General features: G+C 56.3%; 25 protein-coding genes, 2 tRNA genes and 1 pseudogene. 4 read left to right on the top strand and 24 right to left on the bottom strand.

Annotated features, from left to right (window positions below):
• Nucleotides 1–882, bottom strand: an 882-nt coding sequence (locus ACR0CG_RS21845; RefSeq protein WP_480527495.1) for a recombinase family protein, incomplete at its 3' end; no start/stop codon positions are given.
• Between the two features lie 992 nt (nucleotides 883–1,874).
• Here ACR0CG_RS21845 and ACR0CG_RS21840 point away from each other — a divergent pair.
• Nucleotides 1,875–2,399: a hypothetical protein gene (locus tag ACR0CG_RS21840; RefSeq protein ID WP_480527493.1), complete on the top strand. Its 525-nt coding sequence runs from the start codon at nucleotides 1,875–1,877 to the stop codon at nucleotides 2,397–2,399.
• A 79-nt stretch (nucleotides 2,400–2,478) separates the two neighbouring features.
• On the opposite strand, the gene ACR0CG_RS21835 is transcribed toward ACR0CG_RS21840, so the two are convergent.
• The 8 genes from ACR0CG_RS21835 to ACR0CG_RS21800 all read right to left on the bottom strand — a co-directional run bounded on the left by ACR0CG_RS21835 (nucleotide 2,479) and on the right by ACR0CG_RS21800 (nucleotide 10,024).
• The gene (locus ACR0CG_RS21835) at nucleotides 2,479–3,759 is read right to left on the bottom strand and encodes a serine hydrolase domain-containing protein (RefSeq protein ID WP_170825529.1); all 1,281 of its coding nucleotides are present in this window, start codon (nucleotides 3,757–3,759) and stop codon (nucleotides 2,479–2,481) included.
• A gap of 960 nt (nucleotides 3,760–4,719) precedes the next feature.
• Nucleotides 4,720–6,309, bottom strand: a complete 1,590-nt coding sequence (locus ACR0CG_RS21830) for a hypothetical protein (protein WP_480527491.1) — start codon at nucleotides 6,307–6,309, stop codon at nucleotides 4,720–4,722.
• A 587-nt stretch (nucleotides 6,310–6,896) separates the two neighbouring features.
• A tRNA-Phe gene (locus tag ACR0CG_RS21825) sits at nucleotides 6,897–6,971 on the bottom strand.
• A gap of 79 nt (nucleotides 6,972–7,050) precedes the next feature.
• A complete protein-coding gene (locus tag ACR0CG_RS21820) occupies nucleotides 7,051–7,233 on the bottom strand; it encodes a DNA gyrase inhibitor YacG (protein WP_480527489.1) in 183 nt (60 codons plus the stop codon).
• A complete protein-coding gene (locus ACR0CG_RS21815) occupies nucleotides 7,230–8,252 on the bottom strand; it encodes a ribonuclease E/G (RefSeq protein WP_480527487.1) in 1,023 nt (340 codons plus the stop codon). Before ACR0CG_RS21815 ends, ACR0CG_RS21820 begins: the two co-directional genes overlap by 4 nt.
• Nucleotides 8,249–8,827, bottom strand: coding sequence for a Maf family protein (locus tag ACR0CG_RS21810; protein WP_480527486.1), 579 nt, complete (start codon nucleotides 8,825–8,827; stop codon nucleotides 8,249–8,251). The genes ACR0CG_RS21815 and ACR0CG_RS21810 overlap by 4 nt, the downstream gene beginning before the upstream one ends.
• 11 nt (nucleotides 8,828–8,838) lie before the next feature.
• Nucleotides 8,839–9,057: a translation initiation factor IF-1 gene (infA, locus tag ACR0CG_RS21805; protein WP_005978431.1), complete on the bottom strand. Its 219-nt coding sequence runs from the start codon at nucleotides 9,055–9,057 to the stop codon at nucleotides 8,839–8,841.
• A gap of 91 nt (nucleotides 9,058–9,148) precedes the next feature.
• Nucleotides 9,149–10,024: a carbon-nitrogen hydrolase family protein gene (locus tag ACR0CG_RS21800; RefSeq protein ID WP_480527484.1), complete on the bottom strand. Its 876-nt coding sequence runs from the start codon at nucleotides 10,022–10,024 to the stop codon at nucleotides 9,149–9,151.
• 268 nt (nucleotides 10,025–10,292) lie between these two features.
• Between ACR0CG_RS21800 and ACR0CG_RS21795 the strand changes: the two genes are divergently transcribed.
• A complete protein-coding gene (locus ACR0CG_RS21795) occupies nucleotides 10,293–10,766 on the top strand; it encodes a phosphoribosyl-AMP cyclohydrolase (protein ID WP_480527482.1) in 474 nt (157 codons plus the stop codon).
• 89 nt (nucleotides 10,767–10,855) lie between these two features.
• On the opposite strand, the gene ACR0CG_RS21790 is transcribed toward ACR0CG_RS21795, so the two are convergent.
• The 10 genes and pseudogenes from ACR0CG_RS21790 to ACR0CG_RS21745 all read right to left on the bottom strand — a co-directional run bounded on the left by ACR0CG_RS21790 (nucleotide 10,856) and on the right by ACR0CG_RS21745 (nucleotide 17,554).
• Nucleotides 10,856–11,449: a GNAT family N-acetyltransferase gene (locus ACR0CG_RS21790; protein ID WP_480527481.1), complete on the bottom strand. Its 594-nt coding sequence runs from the start codon at nucleotides 11,447–11,449 to the stop codon at nucleotides 10,856–10,858.
• Nucleotides 11,442–11,840: a ketosteroid isomerase-related protein gene (locus ACR0CG_RS21785; RefSeq protein WP_480527479.1), complete on the bottom strand. Its 399-nt coding sequence runs from the start codon at nucleotides 11,838–11,840 to the stop codon at nucleotides 11,442–11,444. The genes ACR0CG_RS21790 and ACR0CG_RS21785 overlap by 8 nt, the downstream gene beginning before the upstream one ends.
• Entirely contained in the window at nucleotides 11,837–12,295 is a 459-nt protein-coding gene (locus ACR0CG_RS21780) for an arsenate-mycothiol transferase ArsC (protein WP_170619887.1), read from the bottom strand. Before ACR0CG_RS21780 ends, ACR0CG_RS21785 begins: the two co-directional genes overlap by 4 nt.
• A gap of 3 nt (nucleotides 12,296–12,298) precedes the next feature.
• Nucleotides 12,299–12,778, bottom strand: coding sequence for a UPF0262 family protein (locus tag ACR0CG_RS21775; RefSeq protein WP_480527478.1), 480 nt, complete (start codon nucleotides 12,776–12,778; stop codon nucleotides 12,299–12,301).
• An 86-nt stretch (nucleotides 12,779–12,864) separates the two neighbouring features.
• Complete coding sequence (locus tag ACR0CG_RS21770) at nucleotides 12,865–13,662, bottom strand: glycosyltransferase family 32 protein (RefSeq protein ID WP_480527476.1); 798 nt, start codon at nucleotides 13,660–13,662, stop codon at nucleotides 12,865–12,867.
• Nucleotides 13,663–13,766: 104 nt separating this feature from the next.
• A complete protein-coding gene (hisD, locus tag ACR0CG_RS21765; RefSeq protein ID WP_480527497.1) occupies nucleotides 13,767–15,068 on the bottom strand; it encodes a histidinol dehydrogenase in 1,302 nt (433 codons plus the stop codon).
• An 87-nt stretch (nucleotides 15,069–15,155) separates the two neighbouring features.
• A pseudogene (locus ACR0CG_RS21760) lies at nucleotides 15,156–15,650 on the bottom strand (GNAT family N-acetyltransferase); the annotation flags it as partial.
• Nucleotides 15,651–16,127 carry a DUF2948 family protein gene (locus tag ACR0CG_RS21755; protein WP_170612391.1) on the bottom strand — a complete coding sequence of 159 codons (477 nt, stop codon included), beginning with the start codon at nucleotides 16,125–16,127 and terminating at the stop codon, nucleotides 15,651–15,653.
• Nucleotides 16,124–17,392: a UDP-N-acetylglucosamine 1-carboxyvinyltransferase gene (murA, locus tag ACR0CG_RS21750; protein WP_480527474.1), complete on the bottom strand. Its 1,269-nt coding sequence runs from the start codon at nucleotides 17,390–17,392 to the stop codon at nucleotides 16,124–16,126. The genes ACR0CG_RS21755 and murA overlap by 4 nt, the downstream gene beginning before the upstream one ends.
• 6 nt (nucleotides 17,393–17,398) lie before the next feature.
• Entirely contained in the window at nucleotides 17,399–17,554 is a 156-nt protein-coding gene (locus ACR0CG_RS21745; RefSeq protein WP_480527472.1) for a hypothetical protein, read from the bottom strand.
• Nucleotides 17,555–17,637: 83 nt separating this feature from the next.
• On the opposite strand from ACR0CG_RS21745, the gene ACR0CG_RS21740 reads away from it, so the two are divergent.
• A tRNA-Thr gene (locus tag ACR0CG_RS21740) sits at nucleotides 17,638–17,712 on the top strand.
• 525 nt (nucleotides 17,713–18,237) lie between these two features.
• On the opposite strand, the gene ACR0CG_RS21735 is transcribed toward ACR0CG_RS21740, so the two are convergent.
• Genes ACR0CG_RS21735 through ACR0CG_RS21720 form a run of 4 tightly spaced genes read right to left on the bottom strand, consistent with a single transcriptional unit; the run spans nucleotide 18,238 to nucleotide 22,617 of the window.
• On the bottom strand, nucleotides 18,238–19,359 hold the full coding sequence (locus tag ACR0CG_RS21735) for a calcium:cation antiporter (protein ID WP_480527470.1): 1,122 nt from the start codon (nucleotides 19,357–19,359) through the stop codon (nucleotides 18,238–18,240).
• Nucleotides 19,360–19,373: 14 nt separating this feature from the next.
• The gene (locus tag ACR0CG_RS21730; RefSeq protein ID WP_480527468.1) at nucleotides 19,374–20,636 is read right to left on the bottom strand and encodes an MFS transporter; all 1,263 of its coding nucleotides are present in this window, start codon (nucleotides 20,634–20,636) and stop codon (nucleotides 19,374–19,376) included.
• A 55-nt stretch (nucleotides 20,637–20,691) separates the two neighbouring features.
• Nucleotides 20,692–21,537: an efflux RND transporter periplasmic adaptor subunit gene (locus ACR0CG_RS21725; RefSeq protein ID WP_480527467.1), complete on the bottom strand. Its 846-nt coding sequence runs from the start codon at nucleotides 21,535–21,537 to the stop codon at nucleotides 20,692–20,694.
• A 6-nt stretch (nucleotides 21,538–21,543) separates the two neighbouring features.
• Nucleotides 21,544–22,617, bottom strand: coding sequence for an alpha/beta hydrolase (locus ACR0CG_RS21720; RefSeq protein WP_480527465.1), 1,074 nt, complete (start codon nucleotides 22,615–22,617; stop codon nucleotides 21,544–21,546).
• A gap of 112 nt (nucleotides 22,618–22,729) precedes the next feature.
• Between ACR0CG_RS21720 and ACR0CG_RS21715 the strand changes: the two genes are divergently transcribed.
• Nucleotides 22,730–23,743 (top strand): helix-turn-helix transcriptional regulator, encoded by a 1,014-nt coding sequence (locus ACR0CG_RS21715; protein ID WP_480527464.1) that lies wholly within the window; start codon nucleotides 22,730–22,732, stop codon nucleotides 23,741–23,743.
• 11 nt (nucleotides 23,744–23,754) lie between these two features.
• Here the strand turns inward: ACR0CG_RS21715 and ACR0CG_RS21710 are convergent.
• Nucleotides 23,755–23,984, bottom strand: a 230-nt coding sequence (locus ACR0CG_RS21710) for a hypothetical protein (protein WP_480527462.1), incomplete at its 5' end; no start/stop codon positions are given.

Here is a 23,984-nt window from a genome sequence, read left to right as displayed (position 1 = left end):
ACTCAGCATTGGGTTGGAAAAGTCCGGTCGCATTCGAACGGAAAGTGGCCTAAACGAGCACTTGGGGCGGCACAAAAATGGGACAGGTCCATAAGTGATCAATGAAGGGTGCTGAGCCTTTGTTAGAGGAATGGCCCAATTGGGATATTCTAGGTAACCAGCATAATGTACGTTGCGTAGCATTTTCGTTACGCTGTCGATCCTGAGCGCCCTCGCTCTGAGACCTTCAAGGTACTGCGGCTTGCCCTCCAGAAACCGAAGGACCTCCATGGGAGACTGAAAACGGCCTTCTGCGAAACCGTTTAGTGCTTCAGATAGGATGGAAGCCACTGGTTCGTTTCGAACGAGGACCTTTCCACCGAGTGGGGATTTTTCGTATTTGTACCCATTCGGCGCATGGAAAATCCAATACCCGGCTCGGAGCCGTTCAAGGCTGCGGCTGTGCGCACGTTCGACGATGTTCTCGCGTTCGTATCCAGACACTACGGCTACAACGTTCTCCTGCAACCTGTCAGCGGCCTTGTCTCCAAAGCTCTGCTTAGGGCTAACAAGGATCGCACCTAGAGAGCTAATTCTTGCTCGCAACCTTGTATGAGCCAGAATTCCACGAGCCAACCTACTACCGTCATCGACGATCACGACAAACTCATTCGCGTCGCGGCTTTGCAAAAACTCAATGAGAGATTGCATGCCGGGGCGGTCGAAGTGCTTTCCGGAAATAACGTCGTGGAATACTTCGACCACTTCGTAGCCATTTTTCTCCGCGTAGTCGCGGCAACTTGCTTCCTGACCAGACAGTCCGGATCCATCTGTTTCCTGTTTCTTTGAAGAAACACGGCAGTATATAACGGCTTTCTTGCGCTCGGCGGATTGGTTATTCATGGGTGACCCCAGTACCTTGAAGCTTCTGCGAAAAGAGAAAACTCTCAGCGAGCGAATGCACTTCGTTCATTGCGACGTCATCAGGCAGGTTCCGCTGAGTAGGGTGCACGCAATAGCCTAGGTCGATGAAAGCAACGACAATTGACCAGAGTGCCGTAAGAAATTCATGCTTTTGTTGATCGGTCATAACCGAAGATTTTAGGAACTGCTGATAGCTCTCCACATCAACTTCAACTCTTCTTCTCTTGTGGGTCCTCGCTAGCGATGGAGGGGTGAAAATTGTGGGTGTCTGTATCAAGTTCGAACCTCCCTTAATCGTTGTGACAGCGGTGAAATATCGCTTTCTAAGGTTCGAGCATTTAATGAACGCAATGTGTAGTCAAGTATTTGTTTTTATGTGACTTTTTCCCCGGAAAAAAGCACATGTTAGTTTGCGTGACATCCCCGGATTGTTTTCATTCATTGAATCTGAAGTTGAGCCATTGAGGTGTCACGTAGAGTGACAAAAAAATCTGAAATTTGGTCTATTGGCTAACTTGTTGGTCGCCAGAACTGGCGAAAATAGCTGCGAATCAGGGTGGTAAACTGCCACCATGTTGAGCGCTCAACATGTAGAATCTGTCATCAGAACAAATAGATCGATGTCCGCTCTGAGCCCTAAGTTCAAATTTCTGCACCGTGCATCAATGCCGGAAGTTCAGAAAAAGCTGTCGTTGAGTGTTCTATTCAAACCGCACCTTCTTCACTTTTTGGGCTGTGCAAACGCTCCCAAGGGGTGTCTCATACAAATTGTAATGTGATCATTGGATCTTAGCCGTGTTCGACGCTTCGACATACCTCGCGATAACATCGATTGCAGTCATCGGCACTGTTCACGTCTTCTGCGTGTCTTTTTACCAGAGATTCCCCGGCCTAGCAGGCTGGCTTTCTGATTTTCTTCTGGGATCGGACTTGGCTATGCTTTCCTTTTCTTACTGCCAAAAATCGGTGAATTGTCGGCCGATTTGGCTGCAAATGGGAAATGGGAAAACTCGCTGTTCGGTTACTCGCTCCTAGGATTTCTCCTTTACTACTTGCTGGAAGCCAGTCGCGACACGGGGGCCGATAACAGGTTGTCGCTTGGCTTGGACACAGTGGCACTCGGAACCTATAACTGCTTGCTTGCCATTACCGTCATGCAAACGACGGGAACATCACCTGAGCTGTACGCTGTTGGAACGTTGGCCTATTCATTGCATTTGTTTGGGGTGAATATCTTTCTCTATAAGACCCACCCCGGACACATGTCTGGATGGCTACGCGCATACTTTGTCGCGTCGCTTGCAGTCGGCATATTGATCGGTCTCAACGCAGACAAAAGTAGCATGATCTATTCAATTGCGACTGGGTTAACAGGGGGTGTGATAATAGCCCTGTCTCTTCGGGTTAAACTACCCAGCCTTTCGGCAGTGAATACAAAAGCTCTGTTGATTGGTGTGGTGTTTGCTGCGGTCGCAGTCGAGGTCACCCGGTACTAACCCGACGACACTGTCAAGTCTTTCCGCAGTATAAGCCGAGCCATTTGGCTCAGCTTACTAGATTAAGATAATCTGAAATTCATTTACTCAAAGTCTCTGCAATACCTTTCATCGCAACCATAGAGTCCAGGTACATAGGTGTATTTTGAACGTCTGGCTGGCTTGATAGCTTCACCATAACCACATTGGCTTTCTGGTTCACATACAATAGCTGTCCGTAGACACCGATACCGTAAAACGCACCTTTTTCTCTATCTTTCACCCAAACTTGATTCCGGTAGTGGAAGCCTTCAAACACCTCTGCGTATGCACTCTTCTCATAAGCTGCGACTACATCATCATTTGCTTGAATCGTGTCAGCAATCCAATCTGGAGGAATAACTTGAGTGTCGTTAACTTTTCCGTTGTCCAGCATCATTATGCCAAATCGCAATAGGTCACGAGAGCTGGTAAATAACCCACCACTCGTTTGCACAATCCTTTTGGGCCCTAGTTCGCTGTATGCAGGGTCCTGAGCACCGATGTCCTGCCACAACTCGGCCAGTACATCCAGATAGCTTTCTCCAGTTGCCGACTCGATAACCATACCCAGCAGCGCAGATAGCACTGAACGGTAACTATAAACTTCACCGTCATCTACCAAGGTCTCGCGATCACTAAGAGAGATCATGTACTCCTTAACGCCAGACTCTGTATCACAAATTTCAACTTTTTCAGAGAGGTCCTGACCAAACGCACAGAACAGATCACCGGCATCGTCTAAGTAGCCGCTAGAAGCATCTTTCCAATCTACAGCAGCGGTCATATCAAGTAGGTGTCTAACCGTTGTATTTTTGAATGCTGGGCCTTCCAACTCTGGCAGGTATTCTGTGATCAGCTTTTTAGGATCTAATTCTCCCGCCTCAACCGCCAGCCCTGCTACCATACCCAACACTGTCTTGGTGATCGAGTGAATGCGGTGAGGCGTATCAGCTTTCATGCCATTGAAGTACTTTTCAGCGACCAATTTGCCATCGTGATAAATCAAAAAGCTATCGGTATGCGTTTGATGCAACCAATCGTTGATGTTCTGTTCTTCATTATTGCTAGCTGTGAAAACAAAAGTCTCAAGCTCCGTTGGGTATGCCGCTTTTTCCAAAGTACGTACCCAATCTGACGGTGGAACTCGTGCTAATTCGCCAAAAACATTTGTGCCTTCAAATATCCAAGGGCTTCTATCTACAGACCCAACGGTTTCATCCCAGAAATAACCAGCCTCTGCGCTTGCTGGCTTTGTAGAAGCAGTAAATACCGCACCGGAGGCCAAAAGAGCGATAGCAATAGCGGAAGTCACTAACATCTTGTTTGCATTTCTTTTCAATTTTGGGGATCTCCGTCCGACTAGACAATCTCTAAGCAATCCAGCCACGCTTCAGCTCTGGTGTCTAGCCCCTTGTGTTTCGGCCAGAGGCTGTCAGACGACTGCGAATTAATCTCTGGTAGAACAGTTAAGTAGTCGCAAGCGACGGATGGCAGATACTGTGCGTTAGTCGCCTTGAACAATGCCCGCTTCGTACGCATCTCGGAGGATGTAAAGCTCGAAAGGAAGGTCCGCTTCGGTGTGAGACCAGTTACCAGAAAGCGATGAGCATAAGGCGGCTTTGTCCGCAAGTCGGTCGTTGCACCGATTTCGCTCTACGTCCGCACTTTGGAAGGAAGCTGACGTTAAAGTTGAAGACATTCCATATGGCCTGACGCAAGCCAATATCCTCATTGTTATTGTCGGGTGGCGCGAAATGGTAATATCGGTCGATTGTGGTGCTGGAGTTCACCTTCCCAACGCTCAAATTCTTTGAAGAGCTGGTTCGAAGTTTGTACCTTTAAGTGTACCAGTTTGTACGAAAATCGAAGCTTGCGCACGCTACTAGGCGCGATGCACGATCGGTCAAACATATCAAATGGCTTGGGAAGTTATCGTCTGCGTCTCGGCATGAAAAGGTCCGCAATGTGACCTGATACAAGGTATCATCGCTCCGGTGCTTGCAAATGCTTCGCGGAACTTGAATCCTTTATCCCGGAGGATCACGGGACAACGATTCACTAACATCCAAAATGGACCAGTCAGATGGGTCTGCTTAAGAAATAAAATGGTGCCGGGGGCGAAATAAACAGATAAGCAATTTCAGTAGCTTAGCCATCATACTACGTCCCTCATACTACGTTTATACTACATAATAACTTCAGTTAGTTTCCGTACCCTCTGTGGCGCGAGTAGTATCTAACTATTAAACCAAGGGTCGAAAGGTAGTAAGGCCTATCGCAAGCTCGGCCAAATCGAGTCCTAATTCTTTTTTGGTTTGGCTCCCAAAGCACTCGCTTTTGTGCTCGTCTTCTTACCAAACCACCTTTGTCGAAACGCGGCAGTTTCATCTCGATAGTATTCGACGATTTTCTGCAATCGTTGTTTTTCCTTTCCAGCCGCTTTTGCAACACGTCGACTATATTCTTTTTCTTCATGCGATAGGCGCTTCAAAACGTAACGTGGGACATCTTCTGGTGTCGTTCGAAGTGATTGAGTGTACACACCGCTCATTACGTATGGTCGGCGCTGATCGGTGACGCCATAAGTTTCAACCTGAGATGCCCGAAGTGCTAGAGGTAACGGTTTGCCCCACTGCTTGTTCATTAGTTGCACTGCAACGCTCTCGGCTTCGAATGGCAAGACAGGGTACAGGGTGCCCACATAAGCGCGTGCATTTCCAAAAGTGAATCTTCCAGCGAGCTCGTGCCAAGACACACACGCATTGTTAATTATGATTGGAGAGCCATGCCCAGCTAGAGATTGAGGCGTTGGAATGTAATTGTTGTCGTACATTGCCATTGCAGCGGAAAGTCTTACGCGATCCAAAGGCTCCTTTAGAACGGGCTCCAATTCTCCGCTTTGGCTTCGATTAGCGTAGTCGGAAATTGCGGTTCCAACGTATAGCTTAGACTTCGCATCTCGATCGTTCCAATCGACACCATCCAAGGAATGAAAATAGTTGAACTGCTGGACTTCTAACACATCAGGATCATCAGTTTGCCCAATACCAACGGCAACATCTACGATTAGCTTGCGATCAATGGCTTCGCTATCGGTGTATTCGTATGTCCAACGCCAGCCCGGCGCATCCCCACAGTGGGTTGCAAAAAGCAACAAATCGTACGGGAAATGCTCGACCATATCAGTGACTGATCGGACGTCTGCAGTTTTTCCTCGATGCGCTCGCAAGAAGACTTTCCGTTTTGGCAAAACTTTGATTGCAGCATCAATTTCTGGGGCGGTAGTTTTCTCTGGGTCAACCACGACCGCGATGTTAACGCCGCGACTTCCACTTTGCTCGGAAGCGAAGCCATTAACTACGACAGCTCCACAATCAGGATAGGTAGACAGGTGGGTAGAAGCACGTTCAGGAAAACCAACTCCAAACGGAAGGTTTTTCGAGAAAACGGTCAATGTGGTTTTCTTTCCTAGGTCGATTTCACCGCACAGTTCCCTAAGATGAGATTGAAGTTTGCTTCTTTGGTCAGAATTCTCAGATTGATAAAATTTTTCCAAAATTTCTTCCGCTAAATCGGAATCGACAGCTGGAATCATGACAAGACCTGCATTCAACGAGTAAGCGTAGTTCGCTGCCACTACTTCCGAAATTGGTTCACCTTCTTCGCAGATGACTACATGATTGTCTTTTCGGGCAACGGATTTACCTGCGGGGCCACCTTCTTCAACTACGAGGCGTTGGCCCGCATACAAAGCCTTTAGAAGTCCCACTCCAAGGTCTTCTTTGCCCCATTTAAACCCTTCCTTTTCCAGGATCGCAGGTTTCGCCAAACGTTCAACATCGGATGCCAGACAACAGTCAACTACACTTGGCGGCAATTGAGCTTTCAATTCGGTTTCTTGGTCACTAGTCAAGCCTGTCAGGACCACATGATTAGAGTGTGCCCGAGCGAGTACGTTGTTTCGACGGACTACTTCCGCTTTCGCATCCGGCCTACTTAGCCTGGGACCATCCAAAACAGGTAGGTAATAACCGCTTTTGTTTAGCACTGATGAAAAACATGCTGCCAAAATTGCATCGTCAGAGACTATCGCGGATCGGGAAATTTTCGGCGCCTTAAAAACCAAAATTCAGTTACTCCATATTGGCCAAAACGCGCCTCAAACTTCACGCAGTCTTAGCCGCATGAAGCGACACTGTATTGCGCTCGTAATAGGTACTTTTTTGGCGGATATTCTTGTGCCTTCTTCGCGAATTTTACTGAGTTCGATTCCAAGTTTGGGCATCGAATCCAGTGGCAAGAATTTTTCTTTCAAAACAGCTTCATACTACATTTTGACTCAGATAATTCTTGACGCTTCGGTAACGCACTGAAAACAAAGAGTGAATTCCGTTATTCCATACTACATTTATACTACATTTTTTCAAGCATGGAATTCTCATAAGTTATTGATTTTAAACAATAATTTTTAGGATATGGTGCCCGGGGGCGGAATCGAACCACCGACACGAGGATTTTCAATCCACTGCTCTACCCCTGAGCTACCCGGGCACGGGAACGACTTTCGTCGTTGGGTGGAGGCCTTCTATGACTTGCACCACGCAGTGTCCAGAGGCTTTTTGACATTTTTTCAATGCGGCCTTGGCGGCTCGAAATTCTCCCCGGATACATCTGCCTCTTCGTCCTCTTCCCGCTGGGAAGCGACCGCATAGGAGCCGTTCAGCCACTTGGCAAGATCGATGTCGGCACAGCGCTTTGAACAGAAGGGACGGAACCTGGTCACGGTGTCTTCACCACAGATCGGACAACTCATTTCAGCACCTCGGACAGGGGAATACGTCCGCGTTTGCGTTGCAATTCGTAGTGGCCCAGGGGCGTCCAGCCCGCCAGAGAGGTCTCGATGCCATCGGCCTTGAATGCAGCGCGCAAAGCCCCTTCGAAGCCTCTGCGATCCTTCTTGGGCATGGGGGCGAGATCCAGCGTGATCTGCCCACCCAGACCGCGTACGCGTAATGCGCGCGCCAGTGTCTTGGCACAGGCGAAGTTGGCTTTTGTTCCGGCGGCCAGCGACGTGTCGGCACCGGTATTCACATCCACCGCCACCAACGCGCGTGTCGGCTGAATGTACAGATGACCACCGCCTGGAAGAGGTTCGAAAATACCGCGCGCAACATCCAGCGCGTCGAGCACGCCATGGCTTTCGAAGCCTCCGGACTGGGTCACAACCTCGGCCGGATCAGTCCAGTCGCGCCATGCCAGAACGTGTGGGCTGTCGCCTTCCAGCAGCAACTCCGGCTCGGTCCCGGAGTCGTTCATGACCCGGTCGGCATTGGCCAGCATGGCGCTGATGTCTTCTGCGATTTCCTCGGCGTTCTCGCCCTGGCAGCACGAGCGCAGGATGAGGCCGTAGTCACTGCCGTCCATGCTTTCATGCGCGATCTCCAGAAGCCGGTCGCGCTCATCCTCGTCCCGGATCGAGCGCGAGATGTTCAGGCCCGGCGCATCAGGCGTGATGATCGCATAACGGCTTTTGAACAGGACGCGGTCCGTAACCGGCAGCGCCTTGCCCGGTTCCGCATACCCTGTGACCTGCACCAGCATCAATGTGCCAGGGGCCAGACCTTTGACCTGACGCAGAAACGCGGGGCCGTCGGGCGTGGTCAGGAACATTCCGCCCTGCCCTTTGACCGGGCGGTCGGCACGTGCGCGGTAAATCGTACCCGGCGCGGGGGCGTCTGCGGCAATCAGGAAATCGTCCAGCTTGCCATCCACCATCAGAGCGGCGGCTTCGCGGTCGTCGATGTGATCCAGAACGATGGTACGACCCTTCATGATACCTCACGATACAGGGGATAGCCGATGCCTTGCAAAAGAGCGGCGGTTTCGGAAAGGGGCAGGCCGACGATACCGGTGAAAGAGCCGGAAATCCACGGGATGAACGCCCCGGCGGGACCCTGAATGGCGTAAGCGCCCGCTTTGCCCTTCCAGTCTCCGGTCGCCAGATAGGCGTTGATTTCAACGTCAGACAGACGCTTGACCTTGACCTGAGAAACCACGTCACGCTGCAGGATCCGCTCTCCGCGCCGCACGGCGACCGAAGTTATCACGCGGTGGCGACGACCGGACAGAGCGTGCAGAAATTCAGCCGCCTGCCCTGCATCCTCGGGTTTGCCCAGAATACGGCGGCCTAGGGCCACGGTGGTGTCCGCACACAGGGTGACGTCATCGCTATCCGATTGAACTGCCAGTACTTTTGCGCGGGTGATGCGGTTGCAGTAGGGAACCGGCAATTCGCCCTTCAGGGGCGTTTCGTCGATATCGGGCGCGCGGATGGCATCGGGCTGCACGCCGAGCTGGGCCAACAGGTCCAGCCGTCTTGGGCTGCCCGATCCGAGAATAAACGCCATTGCGGCAGGCGTTATTTGAAGCGGTAGTTGATCCGACCCTTGGTCAGATCATAAGGGGTCATCTCGACCTGAACCTTGTCGCCGGCCAGAACACGGATGCGGTTCTTGCGCATCTTTCCTGCCGTATGTGCGATGATTTCATGGCCGTTTTCCAGCTCGACCCGAAACGTCGCATTAGGCAGGAGTTCCTTCACGACACCGGGAAATTCGAGCGTATCTTCCTTGGCCATGTTGTCTCCATCATTACGTTGCACCTGCAGAATCTACAGGGATGTGCGCTTAAATGAGCCTATTTCGGCCTTATTTCAAGGGCGGAATCATCTAAAGGCTGGATATTGTGACCGATTCGGCGCGGGGTGGCTGTTCGTCCCAGTGGGTTCTGTTCAGAACATGGCCATCGGCGCGAACCTCGGCAATGGCGGACAGATCGACATCTGCATAGGTCCACCCCGGCTGGTTCAGGGTGCCTTCGGCCAGTACTCCGGTCTGGGGAAAGCCCTTGTCGGGCGGACCAAATATGCCACCTGTGCCGGTGTTCATGTCGACCGCCTCGGACCAATCGTTACGCCCAACCAGCGACGACATAACCGTAACACATTGATTTTCCAACGCCCTTGACATCGCACCGATGCGAACGCGCCAATATCCCGACAGCGCCTCGGTGCAGGATGGCACCAGGATCAGATCGGCCTCGTTCAAGGCGCGACCCAGCAGGGGAAACTCGCTGTCATAGCAAATGAGGATGCCAATTTTGCCAAGAGCCGTGTCGAAAAGCCTGAGCGGACCACCGGGGGCTATGTCCCAGATCTCACGCTCGAACCGGGTCATGATTTGCTTGTCCTGATGCGCGACACCACCGTCCGGCGCATAGAAAACGGCCCGGTTCACGGGGCGGCCCGAACCGTCAATCACCGGTGCCGATGCGCCCAGAATGTATGTTTTGTACGTCTGCGCAAGGCGGGTGTGCAGGTTTTGTACGTCCTCCATCCGCCCGGAAACCGCCTGGATCGAGCGCTCCAGATCACCGGCCACCCCGGCACCGTCCAATGTCGACAATTCCATCGCGCCGTATTCGGGAAAGACCAGCAGGTCGGCGCCCTGCCCAGAGGCCTCGGCGACCCAGCGGTCCAGCTTGTCCTCATACTGGCTCCAACTGTCGAGCCAGTCTAGATCGTATGCGGCGGTTGCGACTTTCATCGATGTGTCCTCGGTTCAAAGTTGCTGGGACATTAGAGGCGGAGGTGGCGGACTGTACAGCGCAATTCCCTCGAACGTTTGAATTGCGCATCCGACTACAGCTGCGACACGAGGCCGACGGTTAGCGACAGGCCACCACCCGCCTGTGTCCCACAAGCGGGCTTTTTGGCAATAAACAGGAGTTTTTCGGCCAAAAACCCCTTGCGCCCCTATGCCAATGTGACCATTTTCCCCCGCGACTCGCGACGGACAGAAAAGGGAAAAGACCATGCCGATTACCACCGATCAACTCGCTGCCGCCCGCCAAGCCTGGGGTGACGGCCTAATCTCCGTTTCCAAAGCCTTTGAAGACGGCGGTGTCGACGCGGCACGTACTGTGGCCGGCGGGTTTCTGGACTCGGCTTATGGCTTTGATCTGGGGCCGGTCCTGTTCAAGCCAACCCTGGCCAGTGGCGAGCAGACATTTCGCCCGACCCGCCATAGCGCACTTTGCTATTACTGCGGCCATTCCGAAGAATACCCGCTGGATGCCGGTTTCGGGATCATGGGCTGGCGTAAGGTGGAAAACGAGACCTCGGCCTCCTTCATCGAAGGCGATGTGGCGATGTGGATGGGCAAGTTCAGCCTGACCAACAAGGATGGAAGCATCACTCAGGTCGACAAGAGCTTTGGCTACAAGAAAGACAGCAACGGTCGGCTGCGGATCGTGCTGCACCACTCGTCCCTGCCGTACCAGCCTTGACGCCAAAAGGGCCATCGGCCCAAATCGACAGATCATTCACCGCGTCAACGCGGTGAATGATGGCTTTGTCGGCAAGCGACCAAAGCGGCCTACAAATCCCTGATCCAGAACTGCAAAGGCTTATGGGTCTCGCCCTTTTCCCCGATATCCTTCCACGAAAACTGCGCGATGACGCCGGGAAGCGGTGCGTATCCGCGCGCGCGCCAGAAGGCGTCGAGCGGCCGGTATGTTTCGGGGCGCTTCGGGTGGTCGGCAGGACGCTGGACGCCGCAGAACGCACATTTAGAAAACCCGTGGCTGCGGGCGTGGGCTTCTCGCAGGTCGAAGAACTTGTGGCCGACGCCCTGCCCGCGATAGTCGGGTAGCAACACGGATTCCGCACAATAGAAGATGTCACCCAGATCCAGCCCGGTTCCGTCGAACGCCGCCGCGAAATCGTCGGCGTGGTCGGTCAGCGGTGCGCCGGTCGATGCGCCGATGCGGCGATCGCCGTCGAAGGCGCCGACCATTATGGCGCGGTCGCTGTCGCGGTAGGATTGCAGATACTTCCGTTCGTAATCCAGATCGCCGTCATAGAGATAAGGCCAGGCGCGGAACACCTGGATCCGAAGCCGCGCCACATCATCCAGCGCGGCCTCCAATGCCGCGCCGGTCAGGGTGCGGACCTCGCTCACCTCAGGCATTTGCGACCTGACGGGTCCAGTCGGCAAGATTGTAGAAGGTGGTAACGCGGGTGATTTTGCCGTCCTTGAGGTCAAAGAAGGACCCTGCGGGCAGGCGGTAGGTCTGGCCGTTGGCTTGCGGCAATCCTTCATCCGTTTCCAGATAGGTGCCGTTGACGATGAACTCGGCGGCGGCGCGGGTGCCATCTTCGGCCTCGAAAACCACGATATCGGTCAGGTTCTCGCGGTAGCAGTGGTTCATATGAGCACAGAAGGCTGCGAACTTTTCCTTGCCCACACGGATCTGGCCTTCGTTCACGTGATGGGCCACATCATCGGACAAACAGGCCAGCATGCCGTCCACGTCTCCGGCGTTGAAGGCTTCGAAATAGGTTTTGACGGTCGCGTTCATGATCTCTCCGTTGGTTCGCCCCAGCGATCTTTCAGATGCTGAATGATCTGATCGCGGGTCTGACGGTAGTGATGTAGCTTTTGTTCGCGTGTCTCGCCCAGTCCGGTAGGGTCCATTATTGGCCAATAATCGACATCGAGGTGAAAAACACGGGTCAGTTCCAGCGCCTTGCGTTGACTGGCAGGCGACAACGCAACCACCAGATCGAAGGAACTGAGGTCATCGCCCCATTCTTCCATCTCGTCGAACGACCGAGAGCGGTGGCGCGACAGTTCGACATCGATTTCCTGACAGGCGGCAATGCAGAACCCGTCGATTTCCAGATCGTTATGCACGCCGGCAGACTGAACATAGGTGCCGGTGCCATAGAACTTCTTCATGATCCCCTCGGCCATGGGAGACCGGACCGCGTTGTGGTCGCAACAGAACAGGACCGACTGCGGCAACGGCTTCACGCGTCAGCCTCCGAAATGCAACACGCAGATCAGCGTGAACAGGCGGCGGGCGGTATCGGTATCGATGTCGGCCTTCCCTTCCAGCCGTTCCTGCAGCACGCGGCTGCCTTCGTTGTGGATACCGCGGCGGGCCATGTCGATGGTTTCGATCTGGCTGGGCGGCAGGGTCTTCACGGCATCGAAATAGCTTTCGCAGATCTGGAAGTAATCCTTGACCACTTGCCGGAACGGCCCCAGCGACAGGTGAAACTCGGCCGCCTTTTCGCTGGCCTCGGTTTCGATGTCGAAAACCAGCCGTTTGTCGCGGATCGACAATTGCAGGTGATAAGGGCCGTCGGGCACGGTACGACCGTCGCGCTGGGGCAGCGTAAAGGTGTTCTCTTCGAGCAGATCATAGATCGCGACCTTACGCTCCTGCTCGATCTCGAGGGTCGGCGGAGGCAGGTTTCGGTCATCCAGTTCGATATGCGAAATGCGGGTCATAGATCATTTGGTCCGTTCAGGTCTGGCCAGACTTATCGTAAGAGTTCTGAATGGGCAATGCGTGGGTTCGGATGCCGCGGGCCCTGTCACAAAGGGTGGTCCGAAGGGTCGATTCCGTGCTTGCGCAGCAGCGTGTCGACCAGTGATCCCGGATTGATCGGGCGACCCGAGAAGATCCTGCGGAACCACGATCCAAAGAAATGGATCGACATCTGCCGCTGCCAGTTCAGGGTGTCCAGTTTGGACAGGTCCGGTTCGTTCCACAGCGACCGGTGGCGCAGCGGGATCGGGTAGAGCAGCGTACGAGGAACGCTCATCTCGTGTTCGGGTGTCGGGAAGATGTAATGGAACAGCATGGGCGGGCCGAAGCTGAAGATGGGCAGGCTCCAATGCGTGGATTTGCCGTAGAGTTCCAGGTAAGTGGTCTTTTGCTGATCGCTCCACCAGGGCGGAACCAAATCGCTGTCGAAGGCGAAATCGCACATGTTCCGCAAGGCCGGGCTGTCGCCGGGCAAGGCCAGCACCCCGTTCATGATGCGGCGGGTTTTGCGGTTCGCCTTGGGGAACAGGTAGCCGTTTTCGGTTTCAAACGGGCGCAGGGCGTAGGCGTCGGTGTCCACCCAGATGTAATCTGTCTGCTGCAGCAGTTTCAGCCGAAACAGATCGGCATGCACGGCCGCCGACCGGGTGACGGGGTCGCGGATAATCTCGGGGGTATCGAATATCTCGCGCGCGTCGCGGGCTTCGATATAGTCCGGAATGTCCTGCAGATCGCCGTAATGGTAGACGATCGGCGTCTGATCCACGTCGGCGAAGGATTTCAGGCACAAATGTTCCAGAAAGCTGAACCGTTCTCCGATCCAAAGGGTCGCCACACGTTCCAATAGACTGATCCTTGCTGGTCGGTGAACGGTTTAGCGGTCAATCGAGCGCCCCGGAACCCGTCCCCGGCCAGGGTAGGGTCGGCTGTGGCCCGCAGGCCATAGCTTTACCCGTTCAGCCGCCTGAGGCGGGCCGTGACGGACAGCCCGTGCGCCTCGAGGCTTTCAGATGTGGCCAGTTGCTCGGCGGCGGGCCCGATCGCGCGCAGGGCTTCGGGCGTCATGTGGCTGAGCGTGGTGCGCTTGAGGAAATCCATAACACTGAGGCCCGAAGAAAACCGGGCGGAACGCGCGGTCGGCAGCACGTGGTTGGGGCCGCCGACATAATCGCCAATGGCCTCGGGCGTGTATTGCCCAAGGAAAATGGCACCTGCGTGAACGGTCTTCGCGCTCAGCGCCACCGGGTCGGCCACGCAAAGCTCAAGATGTTCAGGGGCGATGCGATTTGACAACGCGGCAGCCTGTTCCAGATCGCGCACGGTAATGACGGCGCCGAAATCGCGCCAGCTGGCCCCGGCAATCACGCGGCGCTGCAAGGTCTGGAGGCGCTTTTCGACCGCCTGCGCGACCGCCTGCCCGAATGCGGCGTCGTCGGTGATAAGGATCGACTGCGCGCTTTCGTCATGTTCGGCCTGGCTGAGGAGGTCCAGCGCGATCCAGTCGGGGTCATTGTCCTTGTCGGCGATCACCAGAATCTCGGACGGGCCCGCGATCATGTCGATGCCGACCTTGCCAAAGACCCGGCGCTTGGCTGCCGCGACAAAAGCATTGCCCGGACCGGTGATCTTGTCCACGGGCGCGATGGTCTTTGTCCCGTAGGCCAACGCGGCAATCGCCTGTGCACCGCCGATGCGATACACCTCGTCCACACCGGATAGTTGTGCGGCCAGCAGGACCAGCGGGTTCACCTGCCCGTCCGGTGTCGGCACCACGATGGCCAGACGTTCAACCCCGGCGACCTTGGCGGGAATGGCGTTCATCAGAACGGAAGAGGGATAGGACGCAAGCCCGCCCGGCACATAGAGCCCCGCGGCCGAAACCGCCGTCCAGCGCCAACCCAGTGTCGCCCCGGCCTCATCGGTCCATTGTGCGTTCTGTGGAAGCTGTTTTTCGTGATAGGCACGGATGCGATCCGCCGCCAGTTCCAGCGCCTCGCGGTCGTCGGCCGAAACCTGTGCAACCGCTGCTGAGATTTCAGCCGCAGAAAAGGCCATGGTTTCCGGTGTCAGGTCCAGCCGATCAAACCTTGAGGTCAGCTCGATCACCGCCGCATCGCCCCGGGTGCGCACATCGTCGATGATCTGCGCAACCACCGCATCCACATCCGGACTGTCCTCGCGTTTGGCGGACAACAGGGTCTGAAAGGCGCTTTCGAAGTCGGGCGCGGTCGTATCGATGAAAACGGGCATGATCTGGCACTCCGGACGTTTGACGCGGGACATATCGCCGGGAGGGGCGGGCCTCAACCCTCCGTCGTCGGGGTGCAGCGATTTGCGCATGGCAAAGCAGGACAGATCCATGCGGTCGCAACACTGCCCGGTGGCCTGCCAGCCGTGGCGCAGATAGAAATCTTGCGCGGTTTGCGTTGCCTCAAGTCGGGCATCGGAACATCCCGCAGCGATCAGTTCTTGTTCCATGCGGTTCAACAATGCCGAACCAAGACCACGGCCGGTATGATCCGGATCGATGTAAAGCAGAGTGATCTCTCCGGTTTCAAACAAACCGCCGACGGCAGCTACCTGCCCGGCCCGCTCGGCCAGCCAGATCTGCGAACCGGGTTTGATCCAGCTCCGGATCGTGGCCGGGTCCTTGTTTTCAGTCCATTGCGCGATGGCCCCGGGGCCGTTCTGATGATCTGCCGTGCAAAGCTGGGTGATCGACCGGATCAGAACCCGGCTGATGTCGAACACATCAAAAACGGTAGCGCGGCGCAGAATGACACCTTCTGGAGCAGCAGAAAACGCCTGAGATATGCCGCGCTTGTTCTGCATCTATTCGGGATGGTGCGGGGCATGCCCGGACGGGGCCCGGTAAGGGCGCGTGACGTCCTTGAGCGTGGCATCCAGCGCCTCGACCGTCAGCCGGATCGCACCGTCCCCGGCCAGCGTCAGCAACACTTGACCCGCGCCTTCTTCGCCCGGTTCAAAATCGACCGACAGCAGTGACATCACCGTATCCTTTTCGCTGCGGTCGACACCTTGGCTGGCAACGGACAGGACCGAGTCGAACACCAACACGGATTGCACGCGCTCGAACGGGCGGCCCCGGCGGTCGGCTGCGTCCTTGTCTTCCCAGCGGAAGCGGTTGAGCAGCAGGCCAAAGCGGCGCTGCGAAGGTTGCCATTTCATCTCGGTCGCAGGGAAAACCGCGTCCTGTGCAAGGGTCGAGATCACCTGCAGGTCATCGCCGTCCTCGGCCCCCAGATTCAGCGGCGCCTCGCGCCCGTCTTCGAAACTTGCGTCTGTCATTCGCCCTTGATCCGTTCAATCTTTGCGCCCACGCCTTCCAGCTTGCGCACCACATGTTCATATCCGCGGTCCAGATGATAGACCCGGCTAACCGTTGTTTCACCTTCCGCCGCCATTCCGGCAAGGATCAGCGACACCGAGGCCCGCAGGTCGGTCGCCATGACCGGCGCCCCTTTGAGCTTTTCAACACCAGTGACGGTCGCCGTGCCGCCATGCACCTCGATATGCGCGCCCATGCGGACCAGTTCGGGGGCGTGCATGAATCGGTTCTCGAAAATCCGCTCTTCCAAGACCGAGGTACCTTCGGCCGTGCACATCAGCGCCATCATCTGCGCCTGCAGGTCGGTGGGAAAGCCCGGGAAAGGTTCCGTGACAACGTCCACGGCGCTGACGCGGCCATTCTTGCGCGCGACCTTCAAGCCCTTTTCGGTCTCACTCACGTTGATGCCGGCCGCATCCAGCTTGGCCGCGAAGGATTCGACCAGAGACATCCGGCCGCCCAGCAACTCAACCTCGCCACCGCAGATCGCGGGGGCCAGCATGTAGGTGCCGAGTTCAATCCGGTCGGTCACCACCTGATGCGTCGCGCCATGCAGCCGGTCGACACCCTGAATTTCGATGGTCGACGTGCCCTCACCCGAGATTTGCGCGCCCATCTTGCGCAGGCATTCGACCAGATCGACGATTTCAGGCTCTCGGGCTGCGTTTTTCAGGACCGTGGTACCCTTGGCCAGCGTCGCGGCCATGACGATGTTTTCCGTCGCCCCAACAGAGGCGAACCGCATCTCGTGCACGGCGCCTTTCAGGCCACCCGGCGCGCTGGCGTGCAGGTAACCGTCTTTCAGCGCGATCTCGGCGCCCAGCGCTTCTAGCCCTTCAACGTGCAGGTCCATGGGCCGCGCACCGATCGCGCAGCCGCCGGGCAGCGACACGACCGCCTCGCCAAAGCGGGCCAGCAACGGGCCCAGCACCAGGTTCGAGGCGCGCATCTTACGCACGATATCGTAGTCGGCGACATGGCTGGTCAGGGTGTGACTGGACATCGCGATCACCTGACCGTCCTGCAGCGCGGACACCTCGGCCCCCAACGACTGCAGCAGCGTGGTCATGGTCTTGATGTCGCTTAGCCGCGGTGCGTTGGTCAGCGTAAGCGGTTCTTCGCTCAGCAAGGTTGCGGGCATCAGCGTCAGACACGCGTTTTTGGCCCCCGCAATCGGTATCTGACCTTTGAGAGGGCCGTTGCCCGTCACCAGAATCGAATCCATCTGCTCTTATCCCTCGTCCTTGTCGGCCTTGTCTTCGGATGCTGCGCGCGCCTTGGCCTGTGCCTTGCGCCGCGCCATATTCGCCTTGAGCGCCGCTTTCAGTCGCTCTTCCCGCGCGTCCGCGGAATTGCCGCGTTTTTTGGGTGATTTGTTGTCTGCCATGACCTTTCTCTACAGGAGGCGAAAAAAACCGTCCAGACACCCTTGCGCCGCGTTTCGTTTGAGTCTAATCACCCGCCCACAGCGCTGCTGTAGCTCAGAGGTAGAGCACTCCCTTGGTAAGGGAGAGGTCGAGAGTTCAATTCTCTCCAGCAGCACCATCAAATCAAAAACTTAGAGGATTGTCGACGTGGCCCCACAGGGGACTGGCGACCACATGGCGACCATCGCACAGGAATCCTCAGCCGGTGGCTACGTTGCGCCGATTGGCCTGAGCATTCGATAATAGGCTGCACCTACCTGACGAACCCGCCCCCCGGCCTACCCCCTCAGTCAACCGTGCGCGTGCCAGTGAGGCTCGCCGATTTTGCGGGGCATGATTTCAAAGGACCATCCTCTCTGAAGTAAGGTTCTAGCTGTTCTTTGATGGCTGTCGAAATGGGGGCTCGGGACGAATGCCCGCTTCAGCCCGACAGGGGGCGTTCACACAAGACGGAGCTACGTCCTAGGTGCGGACAAAGCTGCCGATAAGTCAGTTTGTTGGGATGTATGAAAACGGCCCAAAGCGGACCTTCACGCGTCGGGCAGTGAAGGTCCGAATTAGCGACAATAAACTCGGTCTGGTGCAAGATGCCGCCAGTGAGGGGCTGCCTATTGAGCTCACCCAACGCAACTTAAACCTACGGTCATGAGTCGAATATCAGAAACACATAGGTCATAAAGGCGGCCAGATGCACGACACCCTGAAGCGCGTTGGTGCGGGTTCCGACAAAGGTCAGGATGCTGATCCCTATTGTCAGAGCCAGGAGTACGATTTCCGCGCCGCCGAGCCCAAGTTCGATGGGAAGCCCAACAAAATGTGCCGCGATCAGCACAGCGGGCACTGTTAGGCCAATGGTTGCCAAAGCCGACCCCAGACAGATATTCACGGCCCGTTGCAGTTTGTTGGCCCGCGCAGCGTCCAGCGCGGCGAGGGCTTCGGGTGTCAGGATCATGGCGGCAACCAGAAAGCCACCCAACGCGACGGGTGCGCCAAATTCCAGCAATTTGAAATCGACAAACAGCGCCAGTTTTTTGGACATCAAAACCAGGGGCAGCATCGCCAGCACCAACCAAAGAACATGGAAACCGATGCTTTTGGTTTCCAGATGATGCGCATCCGAACCGCCGGTTGTTGGCAGTTCTTCCTCAGGCTGTCGAAAAATCTCCGGTTTGCCGGCGGTTTGGTAGACGAGGAAAATCCCGTAGAGCGCCACGGACATGGCGATCATGAAGACAGTTTGCAGAGCCGACAGACCACCGCCCGGGGCGGATGTGGTGAAGCTTGGCAAGACGAGGCTGACGATGGCCACTGGCAACAGCACCACAAGGTAGGCATTAGCACCCGAGAGGTTGAACACCTGCAGCCCGTGCCGCAGCCCCCCAATCAGAAGGCTGAGACCAACCAAGCCGTTCATGACGATCATCAGCACGGAAAACATCGTGTCTCGGGCCAGTGTCGGGTTGTTGTCCCCAGTCAGCATAACAGCGGTGATCAGAGCCACCTCGATGCCAATCACCGATAAGGTCAGGATCAACGTGCCATAAGGCTCGCCAAAGATGACGGCCAAGCACTCGGCGTGGTGCACCACGCGGAAGACCGCGGACAGCATCACCCCAAAAATGCCGCCCAGCAGGAGCCAGGACATGCTGGAACCCATGGCCGTTGGCTTGATGAGGTCGCCGGCGAAGGTCATAGCAACAAATACCAGCCAGATGAGCAGAGTGGCTTTTTCTGCGTGAAAGAGGTTTGTGAAGGGGGTGGTCATGGTGGTCTCCTACCTTACCGTTTCTGGGTGGGGACGGATTTGAGGCTGTTGGTTTCGGTTGGCTTAAAGTGGGTTTGTTCCGCTCTGGCAGCCGGGGCCACTGTTTTGATCCTGAAAGCGGTGAAGCCCGCGAAGGCGGCCATCGCAATTACAAGCACCCAGCCCATGACCGCATCGCCAAATACCGCAGAAAGCGCGCTGGTCATGAGTGGGCCTGCAATACCGCCGATGGTGAAGACAAACAGCATTGTGACAGCGCTGGACGCGACATAGACGGGCACAGTGCGATCCATCGCGTGAGCCAAAAGCAGCGAATAGAGGGTGAGCATCGATCCGCCCAGCAGGATCAATCCGGCGAGCATTGCAATGTATAGTGGTGTGCCCACGATGGCAGCGTGGCGCGCACCGTCGCCAGTGGCGAAAGTGGCGAAGGCCGCAAGGGCGCCGGTTGCGACTGTCGCCGTCACTACAATGACGCGGCGCCGATCCATGCGGTCTGACACAAATCCAAGCGGATAGAGAAACAGGATACGCCCGACGTAAATTGCAGCGATGCCAATGGCTACATCCGCGGCATCAATGCCAATGACAGCCGCCCGATACGGCACAACATTCATGAACACGGTGGACACGATACCAACGGTGAGCGCGCCGAGGGCGGCAGTGGGCGCGTCTTGAAACAGCGCCTTGAAACGCACATTTGCCCGTTCTTTGCCCTCGGGCGGCGTGCTGGGCGTGGCGGCGATCACCACAATGGCCAGACAGTAGAGCAAGGACATCAGCACAAAAGCCTGGTTCAGGTCGTCGGGTGTAACGATGACGAGAACCTGACTGAGAACCGACATCAACCCGAGGATAATTGCAAAAACGGCAAGCAATCGACCCCGCGATTTTTCGTCGACGGTTTCGCTGATCCAGGCGTCACCGATGGCAAAAAGGCCCGCGGTTGCAACGCCGGTCATCAGGCGCACGATTAGCAGCGTGGGCTCGTGGTCAGTCACAGAAAACAGCAGGGCGGCAGCGGTACATATGGCCGCCGCCGCAGAAAATGCACGAATATGTCCAATGCTGGTGATCCAGCCTGCAATGTAGAAACAGCCGATCAGGAACCCCAACGAGTAAGCAGCGGGCGCCAGCGAGGCGATTTCCTGAGACGCGCCGGTTTGGGCAAAATAGAGTGCGACGATGGTGCCCGATGCCGCAGTCACCAGCTGTATCGCCGCGACCGCGACAAACAGGTATTTCAGGGTGTGGATTTGATCGCTGAACCGGGCCATGGAACTGCTCTAGGAAAGAGAGGAAAAGTGGGCCGCGCCTGACGCGCGACCTGCTTTAGTTTGGAAAGCTGACTTTGACTTCGACGTTCAAGCCGGGAATAAGGCCGCGCTCAAGATTTGGGATTTCCGCCCAGATGCGCAGGGTTTCGTTCGCGGCCAGCACGCTTTCAGCAAAAAGCACGCGGCCACCCTGTGCCAGTGGCTGAACGTCACCTGGCAAATGCAAGTCGACCTGAAAGCGCTCCATCAGAGCACTCAGGCCCTCTGGCGTCGACTGGTCCAGCGCGATCAGGGATTTGTACGGCATTCCGTACACAACGCGGACCGTGTCTGTGTGCACAATCTGCGCCAGCGCTTGACCGTTTTCTGTGTCCAGATAGGTCCCCACCTGTTTGTGGGCGAGCCCAATTTGCCCCGAAATCGGCGCTCTGATCTGTGTCGAAGCCAGCTCAAGCTCTGCCAATGCACGGTGCGCCTGCGCCTCTTGCAACGCCACCTTGGCCAGTATCAGCCGGTCCGTAGCGTCTTGAACGGCCAGTTCGGAAACCACATAGCGCGTGCCAAGTTTCGCCTGCCGTTGCGCCACGGCCTCCGCTGTTGCCAATTCGGCCTCACGACGGTTTTCGACCGCACGGCTGGCGGCAAGCTTTTGTTCGTAAGCCGGGGCCGCAATTTCAAACAGTAATTGGCCTTTCTCAACCGTATCGCCCGGCTTGAAATGCACCGCCGCGAGGATGCCGCTCACGGAATTGGCCACCAGAGCGCTCTCACTGGCCTCTATCCGTCCGGTAAATGTCTCTGCGGCGAGCATGTTGGTGAAGTCTTTAACAGGCTCTGCGTGGGCACTGTGTGTCACCAGAAGACCCAACAACAGAAGCGGGAGTTTTGCAAAAACGGTCATGGTTGGTCACTCCAGATGCAGGTCAAAGAAGGTGTTGAGCTCACGCCAAGCGTCATGAGTCTCAGGCGCGTTCACGAAGAAACCTGCCATGTAGTCGCCGTGTGACTGGCCGTCGTAGACATGCAGATCGGCGGCAACCCCGGCGGCGCGCAGGGCGCGGTGCATGCGCACCGTGTCGCTCAGCAACAGGTCGCGTGTGCCGGTCAGAAGAACCGTCGGCGGCAGGTTGTCCAGATTGGCGTAGATCGGGGACAGTCGCGGATCGGTGCGGTCGGTACCGTCCGCATAAATGTCAAACGTGCCTTCAATCACACCTTCGCGGGCGCCAAGCGGATCAAGACCCTGCAATGTGATCCAGCTGTCCGACGTCTGCGCCAGATCCACAGCGGGCGTGCCGGCCATAATGGCTCCAGGCAAAGGGGTGCCCATGTCGCGCAGTTGTAAAACCGTCGACAACACCAGGTTGCCCCCCGCAGAGGTGCCAAACATCGCCACTTTGGCTGGGTCATGGTCCTTGATAACTTGCTGCCACACGGCGATCACATCGTCTGTTGCGGCAGGAAACGGATGCAGCGGTGGGCGGCGATAATCGACGGACACCACCTCAACACCCAAACCATGCGCCATCCAGATCGCTTCGGCCATGGCGGCCTCACCACCATTGAAGACAAAGGCCCCGCCGTGCACGTGCACAAAAACGGTGTCCGCCCACCGGGGATCAATAGTAGTTGGCGTGACACGGTAGGTGGTCACCCCCGCCACGTTCTCGATGGCGAATTGAGCGCCGGTCATCTCAAGCAAACGTGCGACCCCTTGCAGGGAGGCAGCGTCAAACTCGGCTTGCAACGTAAGCCATTGCTCGGTGGAGGATGGCGTTTCGGCATGCGTACCAACTTGACGGCTTTCGATGAGCCCGGCCAATTCCGGGGACACGCCCGCAGGAACCGGTGCGGTCCGCGCCGCCATTGGCAGACCTTCAATCACGGGCTTTGCGCTGTCTGCGGTGGCGACCGCAGGCACCGAAAGAGCCGCAATCAGTGCGCTTGTCAGAACAACTTTCAGGACGGAACGGCGTTTCATGTTTGGTCTCCAACTTTCAGTTTGGGTCATTCGTTTTGCTAAACTGGAGGTAATTTGTGGGGGGAGGCCGCGCCACTTCCAAAAGTGATCATTTCACGACAAACTGTCCGTTATGGACACGGTTTTGCAAAGCACCTTGGCGTTTCGCCCCGCGCTTCAAGGGCTTGACCAAATTGCATCGCCGCGGGTGTCCGAACATGCGCTGAAAGAAGCCGGGCTGTCGCGAGCGGTAATGGAAGACCCGACGGTGTTCCTCCCCTATCGGCTTCAGGCGCGGTTCATGCAAGCCGCCAGCCTGAAGATCTCCGAGAAACACATCGGTGCCTATATCACGCAAGACTTCCACTACGCCTCCTTTGGGGCCTACGCAGACTATGTGCTCGGCGCGCCGAAACTGGATGTGGCCCTGGCTCGGGCCGAAAAAATCCTGCCGTTCCTGCAACGGGGGTCAGTTATGCGCACCCGCGTGGTTGGCGATCATTTTGTGCTTGGGTTTGATGCCATGCTTGGCGGAATCGCCGGGGCAAATTTGATCGATCAGGACCTGCCATTTGTGCTGCAGTCTGTGGTGCGCGAGTTCTGTGGACGCCGCTGGCGGCCGAGCTGGGTGGAGATGCCAGAGGTGCACCGAGGCACCGAAACCACGCTGCAGTACATCTACAATGCAGAGGTGCGCGTGGGGGGATCCGCCGCCAGCATTGCTATCCCTCTATCAGAAATTGAAACCCCTAATCCGCGGACAACCGATGAGAGGTTGGCGATGACGTTGGCAGGCATCCGCGATGTGCGGTCGCGGCAAACGCCCTCAACCACCAAAGAGGTGGTTGGGAACGCCTTGCGCGCGCAACTCGCCATGGGGCACGCCGACATCGAAACGGTGGCGGCCACATTGGGTGTCAGCGTACGCAAGCTGCAACGGCAACTCACTGCGGAGAACACCAGTTTCAAAGAGATCCGTGTGGTTGAACAGACAGATCGAGCCAGGTCGCTGCTGTCGGGCACTGACCTTTCTGTCGCGGAGGTTGCCTTCAATCTTGGGTTCAGCGAGGTCAACAGCTTCCGCCGCACATTTGCCAGCTGGTTTGGAATTTCACCATCTAAGTTTCGCAAATTGAGCGGTGCGTAGGTAGCAAGGCCTCACTGGAGCGGACACTGGCGCAATGCGCCGCGAAGGTTCAGTTTCCGCCCAAAACGACAAATGCTAAGCCCATCACCTAAGTCGCCTTTGAGCTCGGTGCGGTCATTCGGTAAAACTCCGTGAACGTCTGCATTGCGTACAAAGCTGATGGGGTGGATGGCTCCTGCTTCAACCGGCGTCGCAATGCGCCATAGTGCAGGTGTCAAAGTCTGCTTTTGAAAGGAGCCAC

The sequence above is a fragment of the Ruegeria sp. AB8 genome (genome assembly GCF_056542605.1).
The sequence above is the reverse complement of the archived record's forward strand: the minus strand, read 5'-3'. Positions and strand labels throughout refer to the sequence as shown.

Coding starts and splice junctions, on each gene's coding strand:
- ACR0CG_RS21820 (WP_480527489.1), bottom strand. CDS start 7,233: ATGAGTTGTCCGATCTGTGGTGAAGACACCGTGACCAGGTTCCGTCCC.
- ACR0CG_RS21815 (WP_480527487.1), bottom strand. CDS start 8,252: ATGAAGGGTCGTACCATCGTTCTGGATCACATCGACGACCGCGAAGCC.
- ACR0CG_RS21810 (WP_480527486.1), bottom strand. CDS start 8,827: ATGGCGTTTATTCTCGGATCGGGCAGCCCAAGACGGCTGGACCTGTTG.
- infA (WP_005978431.1), bottom strand. CDS start 9,057: ATGGCCAAGGAAGATACGCTCGAATTTCCCGGTGTCGTGAAGGAACTC.
- ACR0CG_RS21800 (WP_480527484.1), bottom strand. CDS start 10,024: ATGAAAGTCGCAACCGCCGCATACGATCTAGACTGGCTCGACAGTTGG.
- ACR0CG_RS21795 (WP_480527482.1), top strand. CDS start 10,293: ATGCCGATTACCACCGATCAACTCGCTGCCGCCCGCCAAGCCTGGGGT.
- ACR0CG_RS21790 (WP_480527481.1), bottom strand. CDS start 11,449: ATGCCTGAGGTGAGCGAGGTCCGCACCCTGACCGGCGCGGCATTGGAG.
- ACR0CG_RS21785 (WP_480527479.1), bottom strand. CDS start 11,840: ATGAACGCGACCGTCAAAACCTATTTCGAAGCCTTCAACGCCGGAGAC.
- ACR0CG_RS21775 (WP_480527478.1), bottom strand. CDS start 12,778: ATGACCCGCATTTCGCATATCGAACTGGATGACCGAAACCTGCCTCCG.
- hisD (WP_480527497.1), bottom strand. CDS start 15,068: ATGCCCGTTTTCATCGATACGACCGCGCCCGACTTCGAAAGCGCCTTT.
- ACR0CG_RS21755 (WP_170612391.1), bottom strand. CDS start 16,127: ATGACAGACGCAAGTTTCGAAGACGGGCGCGAGGCGCCGCTGAATCTG.
- murA (WP_480527474.1), bottom strand. CDS start 17,392: ATGGATTCGATTCTGGTGACGGGCAACGGCCCTCTCAAAGGTCAGATA.
- ACR0CG_RS21745 (WP_480527472.1), bottom strand. CDS start 17,554: ATGGCAGACAACAAATCACCCAAAAAACGCGGCAATTCCGCGGACGCG.
- ACR0CG_RS21735 (WP_480527470.1), bottom strand. CDS start 19,359: ATGACCACCCCCTTCACAAACCTCTTTCACGCAGAAAAAGCCACTCTG.
- ACR0CG_RS21730 (WP_480527468.1), bottom strand. CDS start 20,636: ATGGCCCGGTTCAGCGATCAAATCCACACCCTGAAATACCTGTTTGTC.
- ACR0CG_RS21725 (WP_480527467.1), bottom strand. CDS start 21,537: ATGACCGTTTTTGCAAAACTCCCGCTTCTGTTGTTGGGTCTTCTGGTG.
- ACR0CG_RS21720 (WP_480527465.1), bottom strand. CDS start 22,617: ATGAAACGCCGTTCCGTCCTGAAAGTTGTTCTGACAAGCGCACTGATT.
- ACR0CG_RS21715 (WP_480527464.1), top strand. CDS start 22,730: ATGGACACGGTTTTGCAAAGCACCTTGGCGTTTCGCCCCGCGCTTCAA.